Genomic DNA, 23,368 nt, shown 5'->3' with positions numbered 1-23,368 from the left:
AGAGATGTCGGGGCGGCGCTCTCGCATCGTCGCGGGGAGTGCCTCAGACGCCGTATCCGCCGTCCACGTCCAGCTTCTGGCCGGACACGAACCCCGCCCGGTCGGAGGCCAGGAAGCAGACCGCCTCCGCGACGTCGCGGGCGGTGCCGAAACGACGCAGCGGGATGTTGCGGCGGATGACCGCGAGCGCCTCCTCGGACAGCTCCCCGGACCCGATCAGCCGGGCCGCCATCCCGTCGGTGAGCATGCCGGGACCCACGGCGTTGACCCGTACGCCGTACCGCCCCTCCTCGGCCGCGAGCGCGCGCACCATGGCCTCGACCGCCGCCTTCGGCGCCGACGACAGCCCGTCGCGCACCGGGAAGCGGGTGGTGGCCGCCGTCGTCACCGCGACGATCGAGCCCTCGCTGGCGCGCAGGTGCGGGAGCGCCGGTGCGACGACCGCGAAGAAGCCCGCCGCGTCCGCGGTGAGCTGGGCCGCCATCGCGACCGGGTCGACGCCGGAGAGGTGGGCCATCGGGACGTGCGGCCCCGCCGCGTAGACGAGCGTGTGCAGCCCGCCGGCCGACGCGACGACCTCGGCGACGACCCGAGCCGCGTCGGTCGCGGCCGTCGACGCCCCCAGGTCGAGCTCGAGGGACCCCGCGACCGGGTTGCTCCGGTGCGTGACGGCTACCGTGGCTCCCCGCTCCCGGAGCAGGTCGGTGATCGCGGCGCCGATGCCACCGCTGCCGCCGACGACCAGCGCCACACCGTCCCGTCCGGCGAAGTCAGTCATCCGTGGCCTCCGTCGCGGTGAAGCTCGTCGTGTCCCACCCGGTCGCGCCGTCGGGCAGGGTGTCCTGCTCCTGGCCGGTCTGCACCACGCCGGCGGTGTCGATCGCGCGCACGGCGAGGGTGTGCTCGCCCGGCTCGACGTCGATCGTCGCGGCCCACTGCACCCAGGTGTCGACGCTCGGCACCTGGCCGATCGCGGCGGCCTCCCACGGTCCGTCGTCGATCGAGATCTCGACGGCCTTGATGCCGGTGTGCTGCGACCAGGCCATGCCACCCACGCGTCCGCCCGAGGCGAGCACCTCGCCGCCGCCCTTGCCCGGGACGTCGATGCGCGACGACATCTTGACCGGGCCGCGCTCCGACCAGCCCTTGCCGGTCCAGTACGCCTCGATGTCAGCGAACCGGGTCACCTCCATCTCCACCACCCACTTGCAGGCGGAGACGTAGCCGTACAGCCCGGGGACGATGGTGCGCACCGGGAAGCCGTGCTCGATCGGCAGCGGCCGGCCGTTCATCGCGACAGCCAGCATCGCGTCGCGCTCGTCGGTGAGCGCGGTCAGCGGCGTACCGCACGTCCAGCCGTCCTCGGAGGTCTGCAGCACGGCGTCCGCCCCCGGCTGCACGCCGGCCAGGGCGAGCAGGTCGGCGATGCGCACGCCACTCCACCAGGCGTTGCCGATGAGGTCGCCGCCGACGGGGTTGGAGACGCAGTTGATGGTCACCCAGGCCTCGGTGATCTGCCGGTCGATCAGCTGCTGGTAGTTCAGCACCACCTCGCGGTCGACCATCCCGTGGATGCGCAGCTGCCAGTCGGTCGGCTCGATCGTGGGCACCACGAAGGCCGTGTCGATCCGGTAGAACCTGCTCGCCGGGGTCGCCCACGGGGTCAGGCCGGCCAGGCCGATCCGGCTGCCGGCGACGCCCTCCGGTGCCGTGACGCCCGGCAGCCGCAGCAGTCGCCGCGCCTCCTCGACGTGGCGGCGGCTGCGACCGACGACCCGTCCGACGGTGCCCAGCACGGTGGCCCCGGCGACCATCGCGCCCGCGCGCAGCAGGAAGGTACGACGGGTGTGGTCGGCCGGTCGGGGCTGGGGCGACGGCCCTGCGGCTGGCGCGTCGGCAGCAGGTGCCTCGCCGGCGTGGGCGAGCGCGAGCTCCTGCCGGCGCAGCGGCTCGGTCAGCAGCGACAAGCAGACCAGCCAGGTCGCGACGCCGACCCCGATCGGCAGGACGTCGATGGTCCCCGACCCGTGCTGCCGCCCGACCGCCACCGCGCCGACGATGCCGAGCACGCCGAAGACGATCGCCGGCGCCCACCACGACCGACGGGCCAGCCGGCCGGCCCACGCGAAGACGACCCCGGAGAGCACCAGGATCACCAGCAGCAGGAACTGCTTGTCGTGGTGTCCGAGGAGCTTGATCGCGCGCTCGACGACGGGACCCGGCGTCAGTCGGGTCACCAGCGACGCGACCGCGGTGACCGGCGAGTCCCGCGTGGTCATCACCATCGCGACGCAGTAGCTCGTCACCAGACCGGCAAGACCCGCGACCAGGCCGGCCACCGACCAGCTGCCGCGCGATGTCCTCACAGCGTTGATTCTGTCTCAGGCATGATCTCCGTGTGGACCACCTCCCCCGAGTCGGCATCGGCACCGATGTGCACCGGCTCGTCGACGGCGTACCTCTCCACCTCGCGGGCCTCTCCTGGCCCGACGAACCGCAGGGTCTCGAGGGACACTCCGACGCCGACGTCGCGGCCCATGCGGCGTGCGACGCACTGCTCTCCGCGGCCGGCCTGGGCGACCTCGGCTCGAACTTCGGTACGGCGGAGCCGCAGTGGGCCGGCGCGTCCGGAGCGGCTCTGCTGACCGAGACCGCCGCCCGGGTGCGGGCCGCGGGCCTCGAGATCGGCAACGTCGCCGTGCAGGTCATCGGCAACCGGCCGCGGCTCGGCCCGCGCCGCGCCGAGGCCCAGGCCGCCCTGTCCGCAGCGATCGGCGCGCCGGTCTCCATCTCCGCGACCACCACTGACGGCCTCGGCCTCACCGGCCGCGGCGAGGGTGTCGCAGCGATCGCCACCGCACTCGTCTACTGACCCCTCGGGTGTCGGAGAGCCCCGGCCGCACCGGTGGTCGAGGAGGGCCGCCAGGCCCGTCTCGAAACCCCCGCAACCCACGTACGCCGCCGAGTGCCGGGGTCTCGACGACGCTCGCTAGCGCTCGCTGCTCGACCACCGGAAACCCCGGTGGTTGAGGAGGGCCGCCAGGCCCGTCTCGAAACCCCCGAAACCCGCGTACGCCGCCGAGTGCCGGGGTCTCGACGACGCTCGCTAGCGCTCGCTGCTCGACCACCGGAAACCCCGGTGGTTGAGGAGGGCCGCCAGGCCCGTCTCGAAACCCCCGAAACCCGCGTACGCCGTCGAGTGCGGGGGTCTCGACGACGCTCGCTAGCGCTCACTGCTCGACCAGCGGGTGCCACGACCTCAGGTGCGGCTGCGTCAGGCGGCGTCGACCTTGCGGTGGCCGACCAGGACGACGCCCTCGACCACGCGCACGTCGTACGCCGGGACGGAGACGTGGGTGTCGTCGAGGCAGCGTCCGCTGCGCAGGTCGAAGGCATGCTTGTGCGAGGGAGAGGCGACGAACGGCACGCCCTCGCGGGTCCCGACGATGCCCTTGGCCAGCACCGACGCCTTGGCGAAGGGGTCGTGGTTGCCGAGTGCGTAGACGTGGTCGTCCTGGGTGCGGAAGATCGCGATCGCCTGGCCGTGCACGAGCGCGGTCGCACCGCGCTCGACGGCGAGCTCGACGATGCGGCACACGGGCTGCCACTCCTCCGCACGCTGGTGTGCCGCAGGCGTCATCCGAGTGCCCCTTCCTGGTGTCACGAACGTAGGTGCGGCGCGTCAAGCACCTGTTTCGCCGTGTAACAGCCGTGAAAACACTCCCTAGACTCTGCGGGTGCCCGCCGCCGTCGTGATCCTCGCCGCCGGGACCGGCTCACGCGTCGGGGCCGGCTCCAACAAGGTGCTGCTGCCTCTCGGCGACCGCCCGGTCCTGGCCTGGTCGGTGCGCGACGCGACGGCGCTCGGCGACGTACGGCGGGTCCTCGTGGTGGTGCGTCCCGGTGAGCACGACGCGGTGGCCGCCGCCCTGCAGCCGCACCTGGGAGCCGCCGAGATCAGCCTGGTCGACGGCGGCTCGACGCGGCACGCGTCGGAGTGGGCGGCGCTGCGCGCGCTCGCCCCGGAGATCGAGCGCGGCGAGGTGGACGTGGTGGCGATCCACGACGGTGCGCGTCCCCTGGCGGGGCGGGATCTCTTCACCGCCACGATCGAGGCCGCTCGCCAGCACGGTGGCGCCATCCCCGGCGTACGACTGCCCGGGCTGCTGGCGCGCGACGGCCGGGAGCTCCCGGCCGAGCTCGACGGGGTCCAGACGCCGCAGGCCTTCCGGGCCGTCGAGCTGCTCGCCGCCTACACGGCAGCGACCACCGAGGGCTTCGAGGTCACCGACACCGCCGCGTGCTGGGCGCGCTACTCCGCCCTGCCCGTGGCGGCGGTGCCGAGCAGTCCGACCAACCTCAAGATCACGTTCCCCGAGGACCTGGACCTGGCGTTGCGCCTGACGTGAGCGCCTCCAGCACCCGCAGGTCGTCGACCGAGCCGACCCGGCGCGCGTACGGCGGCGCCTCCACGAGCTCGACCGGGTAGCGCCGTCGCAGCTCGGCGACCAGGGCGACGAAGTCCGTGCTCGGCAGCCCGCCCAGGGCGGCCACCACGCTCGCCGGGAGGACCACGGGCGAGGCGACGGCCACGAGCCCGGTGCGCTCCACGGTGTCGCCGACGACCCCGTCGGTCACGACCTTCACGGTGTCGGTCACCGGGCGTACGCCGACCACCACGCACCCCCGCTCGACGGCCCGCGCGACGCACTCGGCGATGAACGCCGGCGGGGTCATCGGGCACAGCGGGTCGTGGAGCACGAACGGCTCGTCCGCGTCGGCCAGCCCCTCCCACGTCGTGCCGAGGTCGACCGGGGTCACGCCGGCCTCGCCCAGCGCCCAGGCGGCCGCGGCGACGAGGGACTCGCCGTGGATCAGCGCGTACGGCAGGTGGCCGCGGTCGTCGTCGAGCACGGCACCGAGAGCGGGGGGCAGCTCCTCGTCGTCGTACACGGTTGCGACCCTAGGCGACGTGCCGCAGACGCACGAAGGCCCCCGGATCTCTCCGGGGGCCTTCGAAGCTGTGAGGCTGACTCAGGAGGCGAGTACCTCGTCGAGCAGCGCCTCGGCCTTGTCCTCGTTGGTGTGCTCCGCGAGCGCGAGCTCCGACACCAGGATCTGGCGGGCCTTGGCGAGCATCCGCTTCTCGCCGGCCGACAGACCGCGGTCCCGCTCCCGGCGCCACAGGTCGCGCACGACCTCCGACACCTTCATCACGTCACCGCTGTGCAGCTTCTCGAGGTTGGCCTTGTAGCGCCGCGACCAGTTGGTCGGCTCCTCGACGTGGGCGGCCCGGAGGATGTCGAACACCCGGTCGAGACCGGCCTTGTCGACGACGTCGCGCACCCCGACCAGGTCGAGGTTGCAGGCGGGCACTCGGACGACCAGGTCCTGCTGGGCGACGATCCGGAGTACGAGGTACTCCCGGTCCTCTCCCTTGATGGTCCGCATCTCGATGTCCTCGATGATGGCGGCCCCGTGATTCGGGTAAACAACCGTTTCGCCGACGGTGAAAGTCATATGTGAAGTACCCCTTCCTAGGTGAAGATTCTAACACGCCATCGGTGAGAGCCCAGCATCGTTTGCGCAGGTCAGGGGCACAATCGGGGCTTGACAGACCGGAATCGGTGTGGTGGCGGGCCCCCTGCGAACGGCCTCCCGGACACTCCGGGGCCCGGATCAGGCATACCCGGGCGGCCGCTGGTCGATACTGCGGGGTATGTCGCCCCACCTGCGCCGACGGAAGCCGGAACCGGTCGCGGAGCTGCCCTCCGGGACCGCCGCCACGGCCACCACGACGGTGCCCGAGAAGGTGCCCGAGAAGGGCCCCGAGAAGATGTCCGGGGAGCCGCGCGAGACGGCGCCGGAGAAGGTGGCCGCGAAGCCGCCCGGCACGGTGGTCGACAAGCCGGCCGACAAGCCGGGCGACAAGCCGCCCACGCAGGCGCCCGCCGCTCCCCCGAGCGGCCGGGAGCGGCGCCGTACGCTCGCGCAGACCACGCCGGTCCTGCTGCTGCGCGCCGCGCACCCGCGCCAGGCGGTCATCACCGCCCTGGCCATGGCGGTGGCCGCCGCGCTCGCGGGCCGGCCGAGCCGCGAGGTCGGCCTGATGCTGGCGACGGTCCTGGTCGGTCAGATCCTGCTCGGCTGGTGCAACGACCTCGTCGACCGCAGCCGCGATGCGCAGCGCCTGCCCAGCGGCAAGCCGATCGCCGACGGCTACCTCGACCCGGGCACCGCCTGGTTCGCGGCCGGCTGCGCGGTGCTGCTGCTGGTGCCGCTGGCGATCTCGAACGGCGTGACGGCCGGCTGCCTCTACCTCGCCTCCGTCGGGATCGGCCTGCTGGGCAACGTCGTCCTGCGCCGGGGCTGGCTCTCGTGGGTGACCTGGGCGGCGTCGTACGCGCTGCTCCCGGCCTTCCTCTCGTACGGCGGCTGGGGCGGTCAGGCCGACGGCGACCCGCCCCAGGTGGCGATGGTCGTGCTCGCGGCCCTGCTCGGCGTGGGCGTGCACTTCCTGTGCGCGCTGCCGGGGCTCGTGGCCGACCACGAGGACGGCGTACGCCACCTGCCGCTGCGGGTGGCGCTCAAGATCGGCGCGACCCGGCTGCTGGTCGTCTCGCTGGCCTGGACCGGGCTCGTGCTGGTCGGGCTGCTGCTGGTCGGAAACGCCGTCGGACTCAGTCAGTAGGGGCCTCTGAACCCACCCGGGCGGACCGCTAGGCTGGTCTCGCACCCGTCGTCGCCACACGTGAAGGCCCTGAAGATGCAGCTTCGCCGTACCGCTCGCCTGCTCGCCGCCGCGGGAGCGCTCCTGCTCGCCGCCCCGGTGCTGTCCTCCTGCGGCTTCGACTACGCGACCGACCGGGTCTACACGCCGGGCACCGGCACCAACGACCAGGACACCAAGGTCGACGTGCTGGGCTCGGTCGTCGTGAGCGCCGAGGAAGGGTCCGGGACGCTGGTCACGACCTTCGCCAACAACAAGGCCAAGGAGCCGGAGAAGGTCACCGCGATCGCGGGTGCCGGCGACGACGCCGCCCTCAAGGTCGAGGGCTTCACGCCGATCGAGCTCGCCCCCGGCGGGTACGTCAACCTGGCCGACGCCGACACCCCCGTCACCATCACCGGCGACTTCGGGGCCGGCGACTTCCTGACGCTGGAGTTCACCTTCGGCGACGGGAGCACCACCCGGCTCGACATCCCGGCGGTCGCCGACTGCTACGAGTACTCCGGCCTCGACAAGTCGGCGGAGACCCCGACGCCCGCCGACGAGTGCAAGCCCGCAGCCGTCGAGATCGAGGAGTGACGTGACGTACACCCTGGTCCTGCTCCGCCACGGCGAGAGCGAGTGGAACGCCAAGAACCTCTTCACCGGGTGGGTCGACGTCCCGCTCAACGACAAGGGCCGCGCCGAGGGGGTCCGCGCCGGTGAGCTGCTGCGCGACGCCGGCGTGCTCCCCGACGTCGTCCACACCTCGCTGCTGCGCCGCGCGATCAACACGGCGGCCACGGCGCTCGACGGCGCCGACCGGCACTGGATCCCGGTGCGCCGCTCGTGGCGCCTCAACGAGCGCCACTACGGCGCGCTCCAGGGCAAGAACAAGAAGGAGACGCTCGAGGCGTACGGCGAGGAGCAGTTCATGCTCTGGCGCCGCTCCTTCGACGTGCCGCCGCCGCCGCTCGACGACGACAGCGAGTTCTCCCAGGCCGGGCTCCCGCAGTACGCCGACCTCGGCGCCGAGCTGCCCCGCACCGAGTGCCTCAAGGACGTGATCGCGCGCTTCCTGCCGTACTGGGACTCGGCGATCGTGCCCGACCTGCGCTCGGGCCGCACCGTGCTCGTCGCTGCCCACGGCAACAGCCTGCGAGCGCTGGTGAAGCACCTCGACGGGATCAGCGACGAGGACATCGCCGGGCTCAACATCCCGACCGGCATGCCGCTGGTCTACGAGCTCGACGAGTCGCTCCGGCCGACCGTCCCCGGTGGCACCTACCTCGACCCCGAGGCCGCTGCGGCCGCTGCCGCCGCCGTCGCCAACCAGGGTCGCTGAGCGCCGTACCGGGGTAGTCCCTGACGTTTGCGGGGACAACACCGCCGCCAGGGGCCCGTTTCGTCAGGGACTACCCCGACGGTGGAGCCTCAGCCGATGACGGAGCGCGGGTTCTCGCCGGTGACGACGAAGACGACCCGGTTGGCGACCGAGACCGCGTGGTCGGCGATCCGCTCGTAGTAGCGACCCAGCAGGGCCACGTCGACCGCGGCCTCGACGCCGTGGTCCCAGTCGGTGGAGAGCAGCTCGGCGAAGCTCTTGCGCCGCAGCTGGTCCATCTCCTCGTCAGCGTGCACGAGCGCGAGCGCGTCGTCGACGTTGCGGTCGGTGATGATCCGCGACACCCGGCCGACCATGTCCTCGGCGACCTGCGCCATCCGCTCGATGATCGGGACGACGTCGGTGGGCACGGCAAGGTTGGGCACCCGCAGCCGGGCGATCTTGGCGACGTGCACCGACAGGTCGCCCATCCGCTCGAGCTCGCTGACCATGCGCAGCGCGGCGACGACGGTCCGCAGGTCGCTGGCGACCGGCTGCTGCAGCGACAGCAGGAGGAAGGCGGAGTCCTCGACGCGCTCGCGGGACCGGTCGACCTCGATGTCGGCGCTGATCACCTTCTCGGCGATCTCGGCGTCGCCGGTGAGCAGGGCCTGGGTCGCAAGCCGTACGGCGACCTCGACGTCGCCGCAGATCGCAGCCAGGTCGATGAAGATGCCGTCGAGCTGTTCGTGGAATGCCTCTCGCATGACGCAGACCCTAGGCATGCTAGGTGGACAGCCGGGGTTGTGACGTGAACGAGGGATGAACGTTCGGAAGCCCCCGCCTCCCGGGCGAACTCCCGCTGAATTCCCTCGTACGATTCACGTGTGGACTCGACGACGCAGGCGTTCATCGCCGCCATCATCGGCGCCGTCGTCGCCGGCGGAGCGGTGCTCGCGTGGCACGTCAGCGACCGGCAACAGCATGGCACGGGAGTCACGACCGACGAGCCCGTCGTACCGGCCGGTGTCGCCGCGGTCCTCTCGGTGCTCAAGAGCAGCGCCGTCGTGGTCGACGACAGCGACACCGTGCTCAAGGCCTCCGCGCCGGCGTACGCGATGGGCCTGGTCCGCGGGCAGTCGTTGGTCTCCTCCGAGCTCGCCACCCTGGTCCAGCAGGTACGCCGTGACGGGCAGATCCGCGAGACCGAGCTGGTGATGGCCCGTCCCGGGGTGCCCTCGCGCCACGTGACCGCCCGGGTCGCCCCGCTCGGTGCGCGCCTCGTGCTCGCCCTGGTCGAGGACCGCACCCGCGAGCGTCGGGTCGAGGCGGTACGCCGTGACTTCGTGGGCAACGTGAGCCACGAGCTGAAGACCCCGGTCGGCGCCATCCGGCTGCTGGCCGAGGCGGTGCACGAGGCCTCCGAGGACCCCGAGGCCGTCAAGCGGTTCTCCGACCGGATGCTGATCGAGAGCGAGCGGCTCTCGCGGCTCGTGCAGCAGGTCATCGAGCTGTCGCGGCTCCAGGGGGACGACCCGCTCGAGGCCCCGATCCCGGTCTCCCTCGACGACGCGATCGAGGTCGCCGTCGACACCAGTGCGATCGACGCGGTCTCCAAGCACATCGCGGTGGTGACCAGCGGCGTCAAGGGCGTCGAGGTCCTCGGCAACAGCGAGCAGGTCACCGCGGCGATCTCCAACCTCGTGGCCAACGCCGTCTCGTACTCGGAGTCCGGGTCCACGGTGCTGGTCTCGACGAAGGCCGACGACTCCAGCGTCTCGGTCTCGGTGGTCGACCAGGGCATCGGCATCCCGACCGAGGAGATCGACCGGATCTTCGAGCGCTTCTACCGGGTCGACCCCGCCCGGCACCGCTCCACCGGTGGCACCGGCCTCGGCCTGTCCATCGTCAAGCACGTCGCCGCCTCGCACGGCGGGGACGTCAATGTGTGGTCCGTCGAGGGTCAAGGGTCTACGTTCACCTTGAGCCTCCCCCGCTATCTCTCCGTCAGGGAGAGCCAGGAGGAATACCGGTGACCCGCGTACTCGTCGTAGAGGACGAAGAGAGCTACAGCGAGGCGCTCGCCTACATGCTGCGCAAGGAGGGCTTCGAGGTGGCGATCGCCGCCGACGGCAACTCCGCCCTGGTGGAGTTCGACCGCAACGGGGCCGACATCGTGCTGCTCGACCTGATGCTTCCGGGCATCCCCGGCACCGAGGTGTGCCGGCAGATCCGGCAGACCTCCAGCGTGCCGGTGATCATGGTCAGCGCGAAGGACGACGAGGTCGACAAGGTCGTCGGCCTCGAGCTCGGCGCCGACGACTACGTCACCAAGCCCTACTCGCCGCGCGAGCTGGTGGCCCGGATCCGCGCCGTGCTGCGACGCGGGCAGGAGCCGGACCTCGCGCCGCCCACCCTCGAGGCCGGGCCGGTGCGGATGGACGTGGAGCGTCACGTCGTCACCGTCGACGGCTCGGCGCAGCGGCTGCCGCTCAAGGAGTTCGAGCTGCTGGAGATGTTCCTGCGCAACCCCGGCCGGGTGCTCACCCGCGGCCAGCTGATCGACCGCGTCTGGGGCTCCGACTACGTCGGTGACACCAAGACCCTCGACGTCCACGTGAAGCGGCTGCGCGCCAAGATCGAGCCCGACCCGGGCGAGCCGAAGTACCTCGTCACCGTGCGCGGGCTCGGCTACAAGCTCGATCTCTGAGCCGAGTGCGCGGAGGGTGGGACGCCGCCCGGGACGATCTGGCAGCGGATCGCGCATCGACGTCCGAAACCCGCGTGTCCGCCGTCGGTGCACGTCTCTAGGCTGAGTGGGTGACGAGTACGGCGACGCCCCCGACCACGCCCGCAGCGACGGCCACCCCCACCTGGCTGCCGGTGACGGCGGTGGCGATCACGCTGGTCTTCTGGGCGTCGGCGTTCGTCGCGATCCGGCACCTCGGCGAGGACCTCTCCCCCGGCGCGCTCTCGCTCGGCCGGACGCTGGTCGGCGCGCTCTGCCTCGGCGTCGTCGCGCTGGCGACCCAGGGCGTCCCGCACCCGAGCAGGGGCCAGTGGGTCTCGCTGGTCACCATCGGCGTGCTGTGGTTCGGCGTCTACAACATCGCGCTCAACGCCGGCGAGCGCCGCGTCGACGCGGGCACCGCCGCGATGCTGATCCAGGTGTCGCCGGTGCTGATCGCCGTGCTCGCGGCGATCTTCCTCAACGAGAGGTTCACGATCTACATCGGCCTGGGCCTCGCCCTCGCCTTCACCGGCGTCGGGCTGATCAGCCTGTCGTCCGGGGAGTCCAGCGACCACGACGTCATCGGCGTCCTGCTCTGCCTGGTCTCGGCCGCGGTCTACTCCGTCAGCCTGATCCTGCAGAAGCCGCTCGTCGCCAAGCTGCCCGCGATCCACGTGACCTGGCTGGCCTGCACGATCGGCGCGATCGCCTGCCTGCCCTTCGCCGGGCAGCTGGTCGACCAGACCCGTGACGCGCCGACCTCCTCGGTGCTCTGGGTCGTCTACCTCGGGGTCTTCCCCACGGCGATCGCGTTCACGACGTACGCCTTCGCTCTCAAGCACATGAGCGCCAGCAACCTCGGCATCACGACCTACCTGGTCCCGCCGATCACCATCGTGATGGGCGTGATCTTCCTCGACGAGGCGCCGCCGGCGATGGCGTACGTCGGCGGTGCGCTCGCCCTCGTCGGCGTGGCCGTGGCCCGTCGCAAGCCGCGCACCGTGGCGCAGGAGGCCACGCCACCTGCCTGATGCGTCATGCTGCTCCGCATGGACGTCGTCGCATACGTACTCGTCGGTCTGGTGGCCGCGCTCCACCTCTACTTCCTGGTCCTCGAGATGTTCCTCTGGACCAAGCCGCTCGGGCGCCGCACCTTCGGCAACACCCCGGAGTTCGCCGAGGCGAGCAAGGTGCTCGCCGCCAACCAGGGCCTCTACAACGGCTTCCTGGTCGCCGGCCTGGTCTGGGGGCTGGTCGCGCAGCGGTACGACGTCTGCGTGTTCTTCCTGGTCTGCGTGATCGTGGCCGGGGTGTACGGCGCGATCACCGTCAGCTCGCGGATTTTGGTCGTCCAGGCGGTCCCGGCGCTGCTAGCGCTCGGAGCCGTCCTGCTCGCCTGGTGAGGCCGCGTCGTCGCCCGCCTCGAGCCAGCCACGGAAGGCCTCGAGGTTGTGGGTGGGCTCGCCGCGCAGCTTGCGCCACTCCCACTCCTTGCGGATCGAGCTGGCGAAGCCGAGCTCGAGGATGGTGTTGAAGGACTCGTCGGCGTACGTCAGCACCGAGCCGAGCAGCCGGTCGAGCTCCTCGGGGGTGACGGCGGCGAGCGGCAGCCGGCCGTCGAGGTAGATGTCGCCGAGCCGGTCGACGGCGAAGGCGACGCCGTACATCTTCAGGTTGCGCTCGAGCAGCCAGCGGTAGACCCGCTCGTGCTCCTCGTCGGGCTTGCGGCAGACGAACGCGTGCACGCCGAGCGCGTGCTGGCCGACGTCGAGACGGACCGCGGTCTGGAGCTTCTTGTCCCCCGGGAGCGAGAACGAGAAGACGCCCTCGGTGGCCTCGTCGTACTCCACCTCGGTGGCGCTCAGGTGGTCGCGGATGACCTGCTTGGGGTCCGTCACACCGTCTCCCGCAGCTCGGCCCGGGCCTGCTGGTAGACGGCGAGCGTGCGCTCGGCCGTGCGCTCCCACGAGAACTGCCGGGCCTGCTCGAGCGCACCGCCCTCCAACCGGAGACGCAGCGCGTCGTCCTCGACGACCCGGCGCAGCGCAGCGGCCCAGGCGCGCGGCTCGTGGCCGTCGACGAGGAGGCCGCTGTGGCCGTCGCGGACGACGGTGGTCAGTCCGCCGACGGCGGCCGCGACGACCGGGGTGCCGGTCGCCTGCGCCTCGGCGGCGACCAGGCCGAACGACTCGTTGTAGGACGGTACGGCGACCAGGGTGGCCGCCGAGCACCACCGGGCGAGCTGGTCCTGCGCGACCGGCGGGACGAACCGCACCACACCGTCCAGGCCGAGTTCGGACGACAGCTGGGCGAGCGACTCGGGGTGCTCGAGCCCGCTGCCGGAGGGCCCACCCACGACGGGTACGACGAGCCGCGACCGCAGCTCGGGTGACTGGCTGAGCAGCTCGGCGACGGCGCGCAGCAGCACGTCGGGGGCCTTGAGCGGCTGGATGCGCCCGGCGAACAGCAGCACGGCGGCGTCGGCCGGCAGCCCGAGCTCGGCGCGGACGGTGGCCTGGTCGTACGGCCGGAAGACGTCGAGGTCCACGCCGGGGTGCACGACCTCGACGCGAGCGGGCTCGGCGTCGTACAGGTCGATCAGCTGGCGGGCCTCGAGCTCGGTGTTGGCGATCAGCATGTCGGCCGCCTCCACCACCTGCTCCTCGCCGATGATCCGCGCGTCCGGCTCCGGGGTGTCGCCCAGCGCGAGCGCGGCGTTCTTGACCTTCGCCATGGTGTGCATCGAGTGGACCAGCGGCACGCCCCAGCGGTCGCGGGCCAGCGCGCCGACCTGGCCGGAGAGCCAGTAGTGGGAGTGCACCACGTCGTAGTGCCCGACCGGCTGCGAGGCCTCGGCGCGGAGCACCTCGCGGGCGAAGACGCAGAGCTGGCCGGGCAGCTCGCCCTTGCTCAGCCCCTCGAACGGGCCGGCGTGGATGTGGCGCACCCGGACGCCGTCCCCAGCCGAGACGACCGGGTCGAGCAGCGAGCTGGTGGCGCGGGTGAAGATGTCCACCTCGATGCCGCGGGCGGCCATCCGCCGGGCCAGCTCGATGACGTAGACGTTCATGCCCCCCGCGTCACCGGTGCCCGGCTGGTCGAGCGGGGAGGTGTGCAGGCTGACCATCGCCACACGGCGCATCGGCTCCACGGACACCTCGGATTCGTTGACGACTGGTCCGACTCGGGTGAACGCCCACCCCGGGCTTTTGATTCCCGGACCACCGCGCACGAGCTCGGACCCGGTCGTCGACAATGGAACCATGAGCACCCAGAGGACCGCCGTCGTCACCGGAGCCAGCAGCGGCATCGGCGCGGCCACCGCCCGTCAGCTCGCCGCCGCCGGCTACCACGTCTTCTGCGCCGCCCGCCGGCGCGACCGGATCGAGGCGCTCGCCGCCGAGATCGGCGGTACGGCGGTCGAGTGCGACGTCACCTCGGAGGAGTCCGTCGCGGCCCTGGCCACGGCGGTCGGCGAGCGGCTCGACGTCCTGGTCAACAACGCCGGCGGCGCGTACGGCGCCTCCCCGGTGTCCGGGGCCGACAGCGACGAGTGGCGCCAGATGTACGAGGTCAACGTGATCGGCCTGGTCCAGGTCACCCGGGCGCTGCTGCCCGCCCTCGTCGCCACCGGTGCGGGCGCCATCGTCAACGTGGGCTCGACCGCCGGCCGGGTCGCCTACGAGGGCGGCGGCGGCTACACGGCCGCCAAGCACGGCACCCAGGTCGTCACCGAGACGCTGCGGCTCGAGCTGTGGGACCAGCCGGTCCGGGTCATGGAGATCGCCCCCGGCATGGTCAAGACCGACGAGTTCGCGCTCGTACGCTTCGAGGGCGACCGGGCCAAGGCCGAGGCGGTGTACGCCGGGGTCGCGGAGCCGCTCGTCGCCGAGGACATCGCCGACGCGATCACCTGGATGGTCACGCGCCCCGCGCACGTGAACATCGACGAGCTGGTGATCCGTCCGCGCGCCCAGGCCGCCCAGCACAAGGTCCACCGCCAGCCCTGAGCGCAGCGAAGGGCTGCAGCGGTGGAGGTCGAGCAAGCCCCGGGACCGACGAAGGAGGTCGCGACGGGCGTGTCGAGACCTGGTGGTCACGACCGAGCGCGGAGCTCGCGGCGGGCGTGCCGGGAGCAAGCGGCTGCCGCCCGGACGTTCTGCCACACTGACGGCCATGCAGACGATCGGACTCGTCGGGGGCCTCAGCTGGGAGAGCAGCGCGGTCTACTACCAGGAGCTCAACCGAGGCGTCGAGGCCCGCGTCGGCGGCCTCTCGTCGGCGCGCAGCGTACTGGCGTCGGTGGACTTCGCCGAGGTCACCGCACTGCAGGAGCAGGAGCGGTGGGACGACGTCGCCGCCATCCTCTCCACTGCCGCCCGCGGGGTCGAGGCCGGCGGCGCGGACTTCCTGCTGCTGTGCACGACGACCTTCCACCGCGTCGCCGACCAGGTCGCCGAGGCCGTGGACATCCCGCTCCTCCACCTGGCCGACGTGGTCGCCGCCGAGTGCAGGGCGAAGGGCCTGGAGTCCGTGGGGTTCCTCGGGACGACCTTCGCCATGTCCCGCACGTTCTTCACCGACCGGATCGCCTCGCACGGCCTGACCGTGCACGTGCCGGACACTCGGCACCACGCGCCGCTCAACGCGGTGATCTACGACGAGCTGGTCCACGGCAAGGTGCTCGACAGCTCGCGGCGTACCGTCGTCGAGCTCATCGACGAGCTCTGGGACGCCGGTGCCGGCGGGGTCATCCTCGGCTGCACCGAGCTCGAGCTCCTGGTCAAGCAGGCGGATGCCGACATCCCGGTCTTCCCCGGCACCGCCCTCCACGTGGCCGCTGCCCTGGACCGCGCGCTGGCATAGTCGGATCGCCGGGGTAGTCCCTGACGTTTCCGGGGTCGATGCGCTCCACAGACCCCGCGATCGTCAGGGACTACCCCTCGGGCGGGGCTAGCTCCAGGCGGGGCCGCGGGGATCCGTCCGACCGGGCTCGAGCACCAGGTCGGCGAGCCGGCGCAGGTCGGGGGTGAGGCCCTGCTCGGGGACGGTCGCGCGGTCGCCGCAGAGGTCGAAGGCGTAGACGTAGCGGTCGGGGTGCGGTGGCTCGGAGGTGAGGGCACGCAGGTCCACCCGGTCGACCAGCGCGACGACCTCGGGGACGCGCGGGTCGTCGCCCGCGAGGTCGAGCTCGCCGCTGGCCCGGAGACCGGCGAAGCCACCGGTGCGGCGTACGACGACGCGGCGGGCCGGGTCCACCACCACCGGTCCGCCCGGGGGCGCGGTGGCGGCACCGCCCGGCGTCACCCCCACGGCCTCCCAGGCCGAGCCGACGGCGTCGGCCTGGGAGCCGGCAGCGGCCACGGTGGCCCCGGCGAAGGCGGCGAAGTCCGACTCGGGGCCGACCGCCCCGCTGGTGAGCGCGGCGTACCAGATCCGTCCGGCGCCCTCCCACGTCGAGCCGCCGACGGCGACGGCGGCCAGCTGGAAGGCGCGGTTGGGGATACCGGAGTTGAGGTGCACCCCACCGTTGTCGTCCGAGGTGGAGACGTAGTCGTCGAGGTGTCCGACCTGGGGATCGCGCCCCAGCGCCGGGTCGTCGTACGCCGTGCCGGGGGCGGCCATGTCGCGCAGGGCCCGGGCCTGGATGCCCGGCACGAAGATCCCGGCACCGATGAGCCAGTCGGCGTCCGAGGGGGTCTGGCCGAGCAGCCGCTGCTTGAGGCAGGCCGCGAAGACGTCGGAGACCGACTCGTTGAGGGCGCCGGGCTGGTCGCGGTAGACGAGCCCGGCGGTGTGCTCGGTCACGGCGTGCGTGAGCTCGTGCCCGAGGACGTCGACGGGCTCGGTGAACCGTCCGAAGACCCGGCCGTCACCGTCCCCGAAGACCAGCTGGGTGCCGTCCCAGAACGCGTTGTCGTAGTCCTGCCCGTAGTGGACGGTCAGGCTGACCGGCGCGCCCGCGCCGTCGTACGACGCCCGCCCGTAGACCTCCTCGAAGAGCGCCAGGGCACCGGTGATCCCGGTGGCGGCCTCGTCGACCGCCGGGTCCCCGGACTCCGCGGAGCCGGCGGGTCGGACCACCTGACCCGGCAGCGTGGTCGTGCCGGCGGCCGTGTGCACGGTCCACGCGGGCGCCGGAGCGACCAGCACCGGCGTCCGGGTGGCGACCGGGACCGTACGGGCGGCGCGCAGCGCCTCGTCCACCACGAGGCTCCGCGGAGCGACCCGGGCGAGGAGGTACGGCGGCACGAACCGGCAGCGGCTCATGTGACCAGGGTGCCACCCGAGCAGCGACCCCAATCCTCAGCCGGGCGCACCCGTCACGACGGTGCGCGGTCCGGCGGGAAGCCGCCGGTCGCGACCGGGCCCCAGCCCTCGACCGTGATCCTGATCAGCGACTTGCCCTGCGTGCGCATCGCGGCGCGGTACTCGTCCCAGTCCGGGTGCTCGCCGGCGATGCAGCGGAAGTACTCGACCAGCCCGTCCTCGGCCGCCTGGTCGGGCATGTCCAGGACCTCGGCGACGCCGTCCACCTGGACCCACGCGTCGTCCCACTCGTCGGAGAGCACCAGCACGGAGGCGGCCGGTCGGCGGCGCAGGTTCACCGCCTTCGCCCGGTCGGGGTAGGTGGAGATGACGATCCGCCCGTCGGCGTCCACCCCGCCGGCGACCGGGGAGACCTGGGGTCGCCCGTCGGCCCGGGTGGTCACCAGCACCAGGTGGTGGCGGGTGCGGACGAAGTCGAGCAGCTGGTCCCGGTCGACGCGGTCGGCGGTGGCGATGCGAGGCATCTCCTCACCGTACCCAGGTCAGCGCAGCCGCAGCCGGTGCCACCTGCTCCGGAGACCCGACCTGTCGACGACCTGGATCCAGCGCAGCTGCGTGCTGTCCCACGACACGATGTCCGCCGGCCAGCGCCAGCTGCGCGCGGTGACCCGGGTCTTGCCGACGCGGACCTTCGCCAGCCCGGCGAGGGTCCACAGGTAGCGGCAGCCGGGCGCCAGCGGCGTGCGCTGCTCGGGGTATCGAGCGGCGGCGGGTTGCACCGTCGACCGCGCAAACCCGCACGTCGCGCCCAGATCACCGATGCGGGTCGAAGCCGCGGACCCGACTAGACTCGACGAGGCCCGTTTGGGCCGCACTCGTCTCCCGAACGGAATGCTGCAGCGCGCATGTCGACCACCACTCGCACCGATCTCCGCAACGTCGCCATCGTTGCCCACGTTGACCACGGCAAGACGACGCTCGTCGACGCGATGCTGCGCCAGGCCGGCGCCTTCACCGAGCACCAGGCCGAGAGCGTGGCCGAGCGGGTCATGGACTCCGGCGACCTGGAGCGCGAGAAGGGCATCACGATCCTCGCGAAGAACACCGCGGTGCACTACGCGGGTCCGGCCGGCGGCGGTCAGCCGATGGTCATCAACATCATCGACACCCCGGGTCACGCGGACTTCGGTGGCGAGGTCGAGCGCGGCCTGTCGATGGTCGACGGCATCGTGCTGCTGGTCGACGCGTCCGAGGGCCCGCTGCCCCAGACCCGCTTCGTGCTGCGCAAGGCGCTGAACGCCGACATGCCGGTGATCCTGGTGGTCAACAAGACCGACCGTGGCGACGCCCGCATCGCCGAGGTCGTCGACGAGACCTACGAGCTCTTCATGGACCTGCTCGACGAGAGCCACAGCCAGGACGCGCTCGACTTCCCGGTCGTCTACGCCTCGGGCCGGGCCGGCATCGCCAGCCTCACCGCTCCCGAGAACGGCACGATGCCCGAGGGCACGGACCTGGAGCCGCTCTTCAAGACGATCCTCGAGACCATCCCGGCCCCGACGTACACCGAGGGCGCGCCGCTGCAGGCGCACGTCACCAACCTCGACGCCTCGCCGTTCCTCGGCCGGCTCGCGCTGGTCCGCGTCCACGAGGGCACCCTGAAGAAGGGCCAGCAGGTCGCGTGGATGAAGCGCGACGGGACCGTCAAGAACGTCAAGATCACCGAGCTGCTCGTCACCGAGGGCCTCGAGCGCCAGCCCGGCGAGTCCGCGGGTCCGGGCGACATCGTCGCCATCGCCGGCATCCCGGAGATCACGATCGGCGAGACCCTCGCCGACGTCGAGAACCCGGTCGCGCTGCCGCTCATCCACGTCGACGAGCCCGCGATCTCGATGACCATCGGCACCAACACCTCGCCGCTCGTCGGCCGGATCAAGGGCTCGAAGGTCACCGCCCGCCTCGTCAAGGACCGCCTCGACTCCGAGCTCGTCGGCAACGTGTCGCTGCGCATCCTCCCGACCGAGCGTCCCGACGCGTGGGAGGTGCAGGGCCGCGGCGAGCTGGCGCTGGCGATCCTCGTCGAGCAGATGCGGCGCGAGGGCTTCGAGCTGACCGTCGGCAAGCCGCAGGTCGTCACCAAGGAGGTCGACGGCAAGCTCCACGAGCCGGTCGAGCGCCTGACCATCGACGCGCCGGAGGAGTACCTCGGCGCGATCACCGAGCTGCTCGCCGCCCGCAAGGGCCGCATGGAGCAGATGACCAACCACGGCAGCGGCTGGGTCCGGATGGAGTTCATCGTCCCGGCCCGCGGCCTGATCGGCTTCCGGACGCAGTTCCTCACCGACACCCGCGGCACCGGCATCGCCCACGGCATCTCCGAGGGCTACGAGCCGTGGGCCGGCGAGATCCGCTCGCGCAACAACGGCTCGCTCGTCGCCGACCGCAAGGGCGCCGCGACGGCGTACGCCATGACCTCGCTGCAGGAGCGCGGCGTGATGTTCCTCGAGCCGACCACCGAGGTCTACGAGGGCATGATCGTCGGCGAGAACTCCCGCGCCGACGACATGGACGTCAACATCACCAAGGAGAAGCAGCAGACCAACATCCGGTCCGCCACCTCCGACAACTTCGAGAAGCTGATCCCGGCGAAGAAGCTGTCGCTGGAGCAGAGCCTGGAGTTCTGCCGCGACGACGAGTGCGTCGAGGTCACGCCCGAGTCGGTCCGGATCCGCAAGGTGATCCTCGACCAGAACGAGCGCGCCAAGATCGCGTCGCGGGCCCGCAAGTCCAAGTAGTTCCTTGACACCCCGGGGCGGGCAGCAGCGTCTGCTGCTGCCCACCCTGGCCCTGCTCACCACCATCACGGCGGTGGTCAGCAGCCTCGGCGCACCGCTGGTGCCGAGCATCGCGGCGGCGTACGACGTCCGCCTGACGACGGCGCAGTGGTCGCTGACCGCGACGCTGCTCACCGGCGCGCTGGCGACCCCGGTCGTCGGCCGGTTCGCGAGCGGTCGGCTGCGACGGCCCACCATCCTGGCCGGGCTGATGGTCGTCACGGCCGGCACCGCCCTGGCGGTCGTCCCCTCGACGTACGGCGTCCTCGTCGCCGGTCGTGCCATGCAGGGCGTCGGCATGGCGCTGCTGCCACTGGCGATCGCGGTGGCGCGCGATGCACTCGACGGCGAGCGGATGAGCCGCGCCATCGCGCTGCTGTCGGTGACGACGGTGGCCGGTGCCGGGCTCGGCTACCCGCTGACCGCGCTCGTGGCCGAGGTGGGCGGGCTCCCCGCGGCGTACGGGCTCGGCACCGTCCTCGCCGCCGCGACCCTCGCGATGGCCTGGCGCCACCTGCCCGCGAGCGACGACGCCGCGTCGATGCGCGTCGACTGGGCCGGCGCCGCGCTGCTGAGCAGCGGGATGCTCGCGGTCCTGCTGGCCGTCAGCGAGGGCGAGGTCTGGGGCTGGGACTCGCCGATCACCATCGGCCTGGGTGCCGCCGGCGCCGTGCTGCTGCTGGTCTTCGCCCGCTGGACGCTGCGCAGCGCGACGCCGCTGGTCGACCTCCGGATGGCGGTGCTGCCCGGGATCGCGGCGCCCAACCTGGTGGCGTTCGTGGGCGGCCTGGGGATGTACTCGCTCCTCACGCTGGCCGTCGTGCTGGTCCGCGCCGACGAGCCCGGGTTCGGGCTCGGGCTGCCGGTCATCGTCGCCGGCCTGATCCTGGTGCCGTACTCCGTGATGAGCGTGCTCGGCAACCAGCTGGCCCGGGTGGTGCGCACCCGGCTGGGCCCGGCACTGCTGCTGCCGACGGGCTGCCTGATGTTCCTGGGGTCCACCATGCTGCTGGCCCTCGCCCACGACCGGCTCTGGCAGCTGCTGCTCGCGATGGCGATCGGCGGCGTCGGCAGCGGCTTCACGTTCTCGTCGCTCGCGGTGCTGATGGTGCCGCACGTGCCGCAGCCGGAGACCGGCAGCGCGATGGCGTTCAACCAGGTGCTGCGCTACCTCGGGTTCACCATCGGCAGCGCCCTCAGCGTTGCGCTGGTGGCGGCGTACGGCGGTGGGGACCGCGGCTTCCGGGCGACCCTCCTGACCGTGTCGTCGATCTTCGCGCTCGCGGCGGCCGGTGCCGTGGTGCTCGACCGGCGGACTGCCAGACAGACCGCGTCGATTCAGCCATGATCGGCGGGTGCTCCTCGACATCCAGCTCGACGCCCCGCCCGACCAGGCCGTCCCCCGCGCCCGCGAGCTGGCCGGGACCGGCATCGCCGGGCTGTTCACCTTCGAGGGCCCGCACGACGTCTTCCTGCCGCTCGCGGCCTCCGCGGCGGCCGGGGTCGACGTCGACCTGATGACGAACGTCGCGATCGCGATGCCCCGCAGCCCGATGCACCTGGCCAACACGGCGTACGACCTCCACCTGATGTCGGGCGGTCGCTTCCGCCTCGGCCTGGGCTCGCAGATCAAGCCGCACATCGAGAAGCGGTACGGCGCCACCTGGTCGCCGCCCGCGGCACGGATGCGCGAGATCGTGCTGGCGACCAAGGCGATCCTCGGCTCCTGGCAGGACGGGACGCCGCTGCACTTCGAGGGCGAGTTCACCCGGCACACGCTGATGCCGCCGACGTTCGTGCCCGGCCCCAACCGGTACGGCGTCCCACCGGTGCTCCTGGGTGCGCTCGGACCGGTGATGACGCGGACCGCTGCGGAGGTGGCCGACGGCCTGCTGGTGATGCCGTTCCACAGCCACCGGCACTTCCGCTCGCGCACGCTACCGGCCGTCGACGAGGGGCTGGCCCGCTCCGGGCGTCGTCGCGAGGACTTCTCGATCCTGCCCCAGGCGATCGTGGCGATGGGCCGCACGGACGAGGAGCTCGCGGCGGCCTCGGTCGGCGTACGCGGGCTGCTCGCGTTCTACGGCTCCACCCCGGCGTACGTGCCGGTGCTCGAGGCGGAGGGCTGGGCCGACGTCCAGCCGGAGCTCAACCGGCTGTCGAAGACCGGCGACCTCGCCGCGATGTTCGCGCTGGTGACCGACGAGATGCTCGAGACCCTCGCCGTACGCGGGACCCCGGAGGAGTGCGCCGCCGAGATCGGTCGCCGCTTCGGGGACGTCGCCGAGCGGGTGTGCTGCTACTTCCCGGGCTACGAGCCACCGCTGGAGCAGATCGCCGACCTCGCCGGCTCGTTGCGCGCGCTGTAGCCGCACCCCACCACCCCGCTGGTCGAGCAGTGAGGGCCCCCAGCCGGGCACCCCGCTGGTCGAGCAGCGAGGGCCGCCAGGCCCGAGCGTCGTCGAGACCCCCGCACCCGACCGCCCCGCTGGTCGAGCAGTGAGGGCCGCCAGGCCCGAGCGTCGTCGAGACCCCCGCACCCGACCGCCCACCCAGGCCACAAGCCCGGATCGGAGCCGTCCTCAGCCGGCGACGACCTCGATCAGGAGAGCACCTCGGCGAGCAGGTGCACCTGGTCGACCGCGGAGTCCGTCGGGATCAGCTGCACCTCGTCGCAGCCGAGGTCCTCGATGCGTCGCAGCACCTCGCCCAGCTCGGCGCGCGTGCCCGCGAAGCCGGCGGTGGCGGCGAGGGCGTCGACGTACTGCCCGGGGATCCAGTTCATGTAGTGGCGCAGGTGCCGCCGGACCTGCTGGCGGGCCTCCTCCGGATCCCCGAGCGCGAACCAGAAGGACGTCGTCACCCGCGGCGTACGCCGTCCCTCGTCCGCCCATGCCTCCCGCGTCAGCGAGAACACCCGGGCCATCTCGGCGAGGTCGAGGTCGAGCGACATCCCGGCCAGACCGTCGGCCCACGCCGCGGCGCTGCGGATCGTGCGCGGTCCGAGGGTGCCCACCAGCAGCTCAGGTCCGCCGGGCTGCACCGGTGCCGGCCCGACCGGCCGCACCGAGTCGGTGACCCTCTCCCCGGCCCAGACCCGCTTCATGACGGCCACCCGGTCGGCCATCTGGCCCATCGTCCTCGACGTCAGCGGCGCCCCGGCGGCGCGGTAGTCCTCCTCGCGCCCGCCGACCCCGAATCCCACGCTGAGCCGACCACCGCAGAGCTGGTCCCCGGTCGCGAGCGCCTTGGCCAGCGACACCGGGTCGTGCAGCTGGGGTACGACGACCGTGGTGGTCAGCCGCGCCCGCCGGGTCCAGGCCGCGACGGCACCGAGCAGGGTCAGCGAGTGCGGGTTGTCGAAGGCCATCCGCTCGCCCCAGCACAGCGACGACCATGGCCCCTCGTCGACCGCGCGCGCCCACGCCTCGAGCGTCGCGGGGCCCTCGACCCACAGGTTGGGCTCCATCACGGGCAACGTCATGCCAACGTCCACGGCC

General features: G+C 72.4%; 26 protein-coding genes. 14 read left to right on the top strand and 12 right to left on the bottom strand.

Going from position 1 to position 23,368, the window contains the following annotated elements; genetic code table 11:
• Positions 1–43 precede the first annotated feature (43 nt).
• On the bottom strand, positions 44–778 hold the full coding sequence (locus N542_RS0115390; RefSeq protein WP_028644689.1) for an SDR family NAD(P)-dependent oxidoreductase: 735 nt from the start codon (positions 776–778) through the stop codon (positions 44–46).
• The gene (locus tag N542_RS0115385; RefSeq protein ID WP_028644688.1) at positions 771–2,366 is read right to left on the bottom strand and encodes a molybdopterin-dependent oxidoreductase; all 1,596 of its coding nucleotides are present in this window, start codon (positions 2,364–2,366) and stop codon (positions 771–773) included. The genes N542_RS0115390 and N542_RS0115385 overlap by 8 nt, the downstream gene beginning before the upstream one ends.
• 32 nt (positions 2,367–2,398) lie before the next feature.
• Between N542_RS0115385 and ispF the strand changes: the two genes are divergently transcribed.
• Complete coding sequence (ispF, locus tag N542_RS0115380; protein ID WP_028644687.1) at positions 2,399–2,872, top strand: 2-C-methyl-D-erythritol 2,4-cyclodiphosphate synthase; 474 nt, start codon at positions 2,399–2,401, stop codon at positions 2,870–2,872.
• A 402-nt stretch (positions 2,873–3,274) separates the two neighbouring features.
• Here ispF and nirD read toward each other — a convergent pair whose 3' ends face one another.
• Positions 3,275–3,640, bottom strand: coding sequence for a nitrite reductase small subunit NirD (gene nirD / locus N542_RS0115375; protein ID WP_028644686.1), 366 nt, complete (start codon positions 3,638–3,640; stop codon positions 3,275–3,277).
• Positions 3,641–3,737: 97 nt separating this feature from the next.
• Between nirD and N542_RS0115370 the strand changes: the two genes are divergently transcribed.
• On the top strand, positions 3,738–4,409 hold the full coding sequence (locus N542_RS0115370; RefSeq protein WP_028644685.1) for an IspD/TarI family cytidylyltransferase: 672 nt from the start codon (positions 3,738–3,740) through the stop codon (positions 4,407–4,409).
• Here the strand turns inward: N542_RS0115370 and N542_RS0115365 are convergent.
• The gene (locus N542_RS0115365; RefSeq protein WP_028644684.1) at positions 4,366–4,953 is read right to left on the bottom strand and encodes a 2-C-methyl-D-erythritol 4-phosphate cytidylyltransferase; all 588 of its coding nucleotides are present in this window, start codon (positions 4,951–4,953) and stop codon (positions 4,366–4,368) included. The genes N542_RS0115370 and N542_RS0115365 overlap by 44 nt on opposite strands.
• An 81-nt stretch (positions 4,954–5,034) precedes the next feature.
• A complete protein-coding gene (locus tag N542_RS0115360) occupies positions 5,035–5,520 on the bottom strand; it encodes a CarD family transcriptional regulator (RefSeq protein ID WP_028644683.1) in 486 nt (161 codons plus the stop codon).
• 199 nt (positions 5,521–5,719) lie between these two features.
• Here N542_RS0115360 and N542_RS0115355 point away from each other — a divergent pair, with 199 nt between their 5' ends.
• The 3 genes from N542_RS0115355 to N542_RS0115345 all read left to right on the top strand — a co-directional run bounded on the left by N542_RS0115355 (position 5,720) and on the right by N542_RS0115345 (position 8,054).
• Positions 5,720–6,691: a UbiA family prenyltransferase gene (locus tag N542_RS0115355; RefSeq protein WP_231482691.1), complete on the top strand. Its 972-nt coding sequence runs from the start codon at positions 5,720–5,722 to the stop codon at positions 6,689–6,691.
• 75 nt (positions 6,692–6,766) lie between these two features.
• The gene (locus N542_RS0115350; RefSeq protein WP_155993127.1) at positions 6,767–7,309 is read left to right on the top strand and encodes a hypothetical protein; all 543 of its coding nucleotides are present in this window, start codon (positions 6,767–6,769) and stop codon (positions 7,307–7,309) included.
• Between the two features lies 1 nt (position 7,310).
• On the top strand, positions 7,311–8,054 hold the full coding sequence (locus tag N542_RS0115345) for a phosphoglyceromutase (protein ID WP_028644680.1): 744 nt from the start codon (positions 7,311–7,313) through the stop codon (positions 8,052–8,054).
• A gap of 89 nt (positions 8,055–8,143) precedes the next feature.
• On the opposite strand, the gene phoU is transcribed toward N542_RS0115345, so the two are convergent.
• Positions 8,144–8,800, bottom strand: coding sequence for a phosphate signaling complex protein PhoU (gene phoU, locus N542_RS0115340; RefSeq protein WP_028644679.1), 657 nt, complete (start codon positions 8,798–8,800; stop codon positions 8,144–8,146).
• A gap of 120 nt (positions 8,801–8,920) precedes the next feature.
• Between phoU and N542_RS0115335 the strand changes: the two genes are divergently transcribed.
• From N542_RS0115335 to N542_RS0115320, 4 genes are all read left to right on the top strand, one after another.
• Entirely contained in the window at positions 8,921–10,069 is a 1,149-nt protein-coding gene (locus tag N542_RS0115335; RefSeq protein WP_028644678.1) for a sensor histidine kinase, read from the top strand.
• Entirely contained in the window at positions 10,066–10,743 is a 678-nt protein-coding gene (locus N542_RS0115330) for a response regulator transcription factor (protein ID WP_028644677.1), read from the top strand. The genes N542_RS0115335 and N542_RS0115330 overlap by 4 nt, the downstream gene beginning before the upstream one ends.
• 110 nt (positions 10,744–10,853) lie before the next feature.
• On the top strand, positions 10,854–11,795 hold the full coding sequence (locus N542_RS0115325; RefSeq protein WP_028644676.1) for a DMT family transporter: 942 nt from the start codon (positions 10,854–10,856) through the stop codon (positions 11,793–11,795).
• A gap of 18 nt (positions 11,796–11,813) precedes the next feature.
• Positions 11,814–12,167, top strand: coding sequence for a DUF1304 domain-containing protein (locus N542_RS0115320; protein ID WP_028644675.1), 354 nt, complete (start codon positions 11,814–11,816; stop codon positions 12,165–12,167).
• Here the strand turns inward: N542_RS0115320 and N542_RS25090 are convergent.
• Both N542_RS25090 and mshA read right to left on the bottom strand, forming a co-directional pair.
• Positions 12,135–12,662, bottom strand: coding sequence for a YbjN domain-containing protein (locus tag N542_RS25090; protein WP_036508144.1), 528 nt, complete (start codon positions 12,660–12,662; stop codon positions 12,135–12,137). The genes N542_RS0115320 and N542_RS25090 overlap by 33 nt on opposite strands.
• Positions 12,659–13,921: a D-inositol-3-phosphate glycosyltransferase gene (gene mshA / locus N542_RS0115310; RefSeq protein ID WP_442937472.1), complete on the bottom strand. Its 1,263-nt coding sequence runs from the start codon at positions 13,919–13,921 to the stop codon at positions 12,659–12,661. The genes N542_RS25090 and mshA overlap by 4 nt, the downstream gene beginning before the upstream one ends.
• 106 nt (positions 13,922–14,027) lie before the next feature.
• Here mshA and N542_RS0115305 point away from each other — a divergent pair, with 106 nt between their 5' ends.
• A complete protein-coding gene (locus N542_RS0115305) occupies positions 14,028–14,774 on the top strand; it encodes an SDR family NAD(P)-dependent oxidoreductase (RefSeq protein WP_028644673.1) in 747 nt (248 codons plus the stop codon).
• A gap of 166 nt (positions 14,775–14,940) precedes the next feature.
• Positions 14,941–15,630, top strand: coding sequence for an aspartate/glutamate racemase family protein (locus N542_RS0115300; protein ID WP_028644672.1), 690 nt, complete (start codon positions 14,941–14,943; stop codon positions 15,628–15,630).
• A gap of 87 nt (positions 15,631–15,717) precedes the next feature.
• Here the strand turns inward: N542_RS0115300 and N542_RS25085 are convergent, their stop codons facing one another.
• Genes N542_RS25085 through N542_RS0115285 form a run of 3 tightly spaced genes read right to left on the bottom strand, consistent with a single transcriptional unit; the run spans position 15,718 to position 17,813 of the window.
• Positions 15,718–17,034 (bottom strand): protealysin inhibitor emfourin, encoded by a 1,317-nt coding sequence (locus N542_RS25085; protein WP_051551865.1) that lies wholly within the window; start codon positions 17,032–17,034, stop codon positions 15,718–15,720.
• A 53-nt stretch (positions 17,035–17,087) separates the two neighbouring features.
• Positions 17,088–17,558: a PPOX class F420-dependent oxidoreductase gene (locus N542_RS0115290; RefSeq protein ID WP_028644671.1), complete on the bottom strand. Its 471-nt coding sequence runs from the start codon at positions 17,556–17,558 to the stop codon at positions 17,088–17,090.
• Positions 17,559–17,576: 18 nt separating this feature from the next.
• Entirely contained in the window at positions 17,577–17,813 is a 237-nt protein-coding gene (locus tag N542_RS0115285) for a hypothetical protein (RefSeq protein ID WP_028644670.1), read from the bottom strand.
• 126 nt (positions 17,814–17,939) lie between these two features.
• On the opposite strand from N542_RS0115285, the gene typA reads away from it, so the two are divergent.
• The 3 genes from typA to N542_RS0115270 are packed head-to-tail and all read left to right on the top strand — an operon-like array spanning position 17,940 to position 22,237.
• The gene (gene typA / locus N542_RS0115280) at positions 17,940–19,829 is read left to right on the top strand and encodes a translational GTPase TypA (RefSeq protein ID WP_028644669.1); all 1,890 of its coding nucleotides are present in this window, start codon (positions 17,940–17,942) and stop codon (positions 19,827–19,829) included.
• Between the two features lie 4 nt (positions 19,830–19,833).
• Positions 19,834–21,216 carry an MFS transporter gene (locus N542_RS25080; protein ID WP_051551863.1) on the top strand — a complete coding sequence of 461 codons (1,383 nt, stop codon included), beginning with the start codon at positions 19,834–19,836 and terminating at the stop codon, positions 21,214–21,216.
• A 7-nt stretch (positions 21,217–21,223) separates the two neighbouring features.
• Positions 21,224–22,237, top strand: a complete 1,014-nt coding sequence (locus N542_RS0115270) for a TIGR03617 family F420-dependent LLM class oxidoreductase (protein WP_028644668.1) — start codon at positions 21,224–21,226, stop codon at positions 22,235–22,237.
• A gap of 233 nt (positions 22,238–22,470) precedes the next feature.
• Here the strand turns inward: N542_RS0115270 and N542_RS0115265 are convergent, their stop codons facing one another.
• Positions 22,471–23,364 carry an LLM class flavin-dependent oxidoreductase gene (locus N542_RS0115265; RefSeq protein WP_231482690.1) on the bottom strand — a complete coding sequence of 298 codons (894 nt, stop codon included), beginning with the start codon at positions 23,362–23,364 and terminating at the stop codon, positions 22,471–22,473.
• Between the last annotated feature and the right edge of the window lie 4 nt (positions 23,365–23,368).

This window comes from Nocardioides sp. URHA0020, from assembly GCF_000620705.1.
In the GTDB taxonomy this organism is placed as follows: domain Bacteria; phylum Actinomycetota; class Actinomycetes; order Propionibacteriales; family Nocardioidaceae; genus Nocardioides.
The sequence above is the reverse complement of the archived record's forward strand: the minus strand, read 5'-3'. Positions and strand labels throughout refer to the sequence as shown.

Coding starts and splice junctions, on each gene's coding strand:
- N542_RS0115390 (WP_028644689.1), bottom strand. CDS start 778: ATGACTGACTTCGCCGGACGGGACGGTGTGGCGCTGGTCGTCGGCGGC.
- nirD (WP_028644686.1), bottom strand. CDS start 3,640: ATGACGCCTGCGGCACACCAGCGTGCGGAGGAGTGGCAGCCCGTGTGC.
- N542_RS0115360 (WP_028644683.1), bottom strand. CDS start 5,520: ATGACTTTCACCGTCGGCGAAACGGTTGTTTACCCGAATCACGGGGCC.
- N542_RS0115355 (WP_231482691.1), top strand. CDS start 5,720: ATGTCGCCCCACCTGCGCCGACGGAAGCCGGAACCGGTCGCGGAGCTG.
- N542_RS0115350 (WP_155993127.1), top strand. CDS start 6,767: ATGCAGCTTCGCCGTACCGCTCGCCTGCTCGCCGCCGCGGGAGCGCTC.
- phoU (WP_028644679.1), bottom strand. CDS start 8,800: ATGCGAGAGGCATTCCACGAACAGCTCGACGGCATCTTCATCGACCTG.
- N542_RS0115320 (WP_028644675.1), top strand. CDS start 11,814: ATGGACGTCGTCGCATACGTACTCGTCGGTCTGGTGGCCGCGCTCCAC.
- N542_RS0115305 (WP_028644673.1), top strand. CDS start 14,028: ATGAGCACCCAGAGGACCGCCGTCGTCACCGGAGCCAGCAGCGGCATC.
- N542_RS0115300 (WP_028644672.1), top strand. CDS start 14,941: ATGCAGACGATCGGACTCGTCGGGGGCCTCAGCTGGGAGAGCAGCGCG.
- N542_RS25085 (WP_051551865.1), bottom strand. CDS start 17,034: ATGAGCCGCTGCCGGTTCGTGCCGCCGTACCTCCTCGCCCGGGTCGCT.
- N542_RS0115290 (WP_028644671.1), bottom strand. CDS start 17,558: ATGCCTCGCATCGCCACCGCCGACCGCGTCGACCGGGACCAGCTGCTC.
- typA (WP_028644669.1), top strand. CDS start 17,940: ATGTCGACCACCACTCGCACCGATCTCCGCAACGTCGCCATCGTTGCC.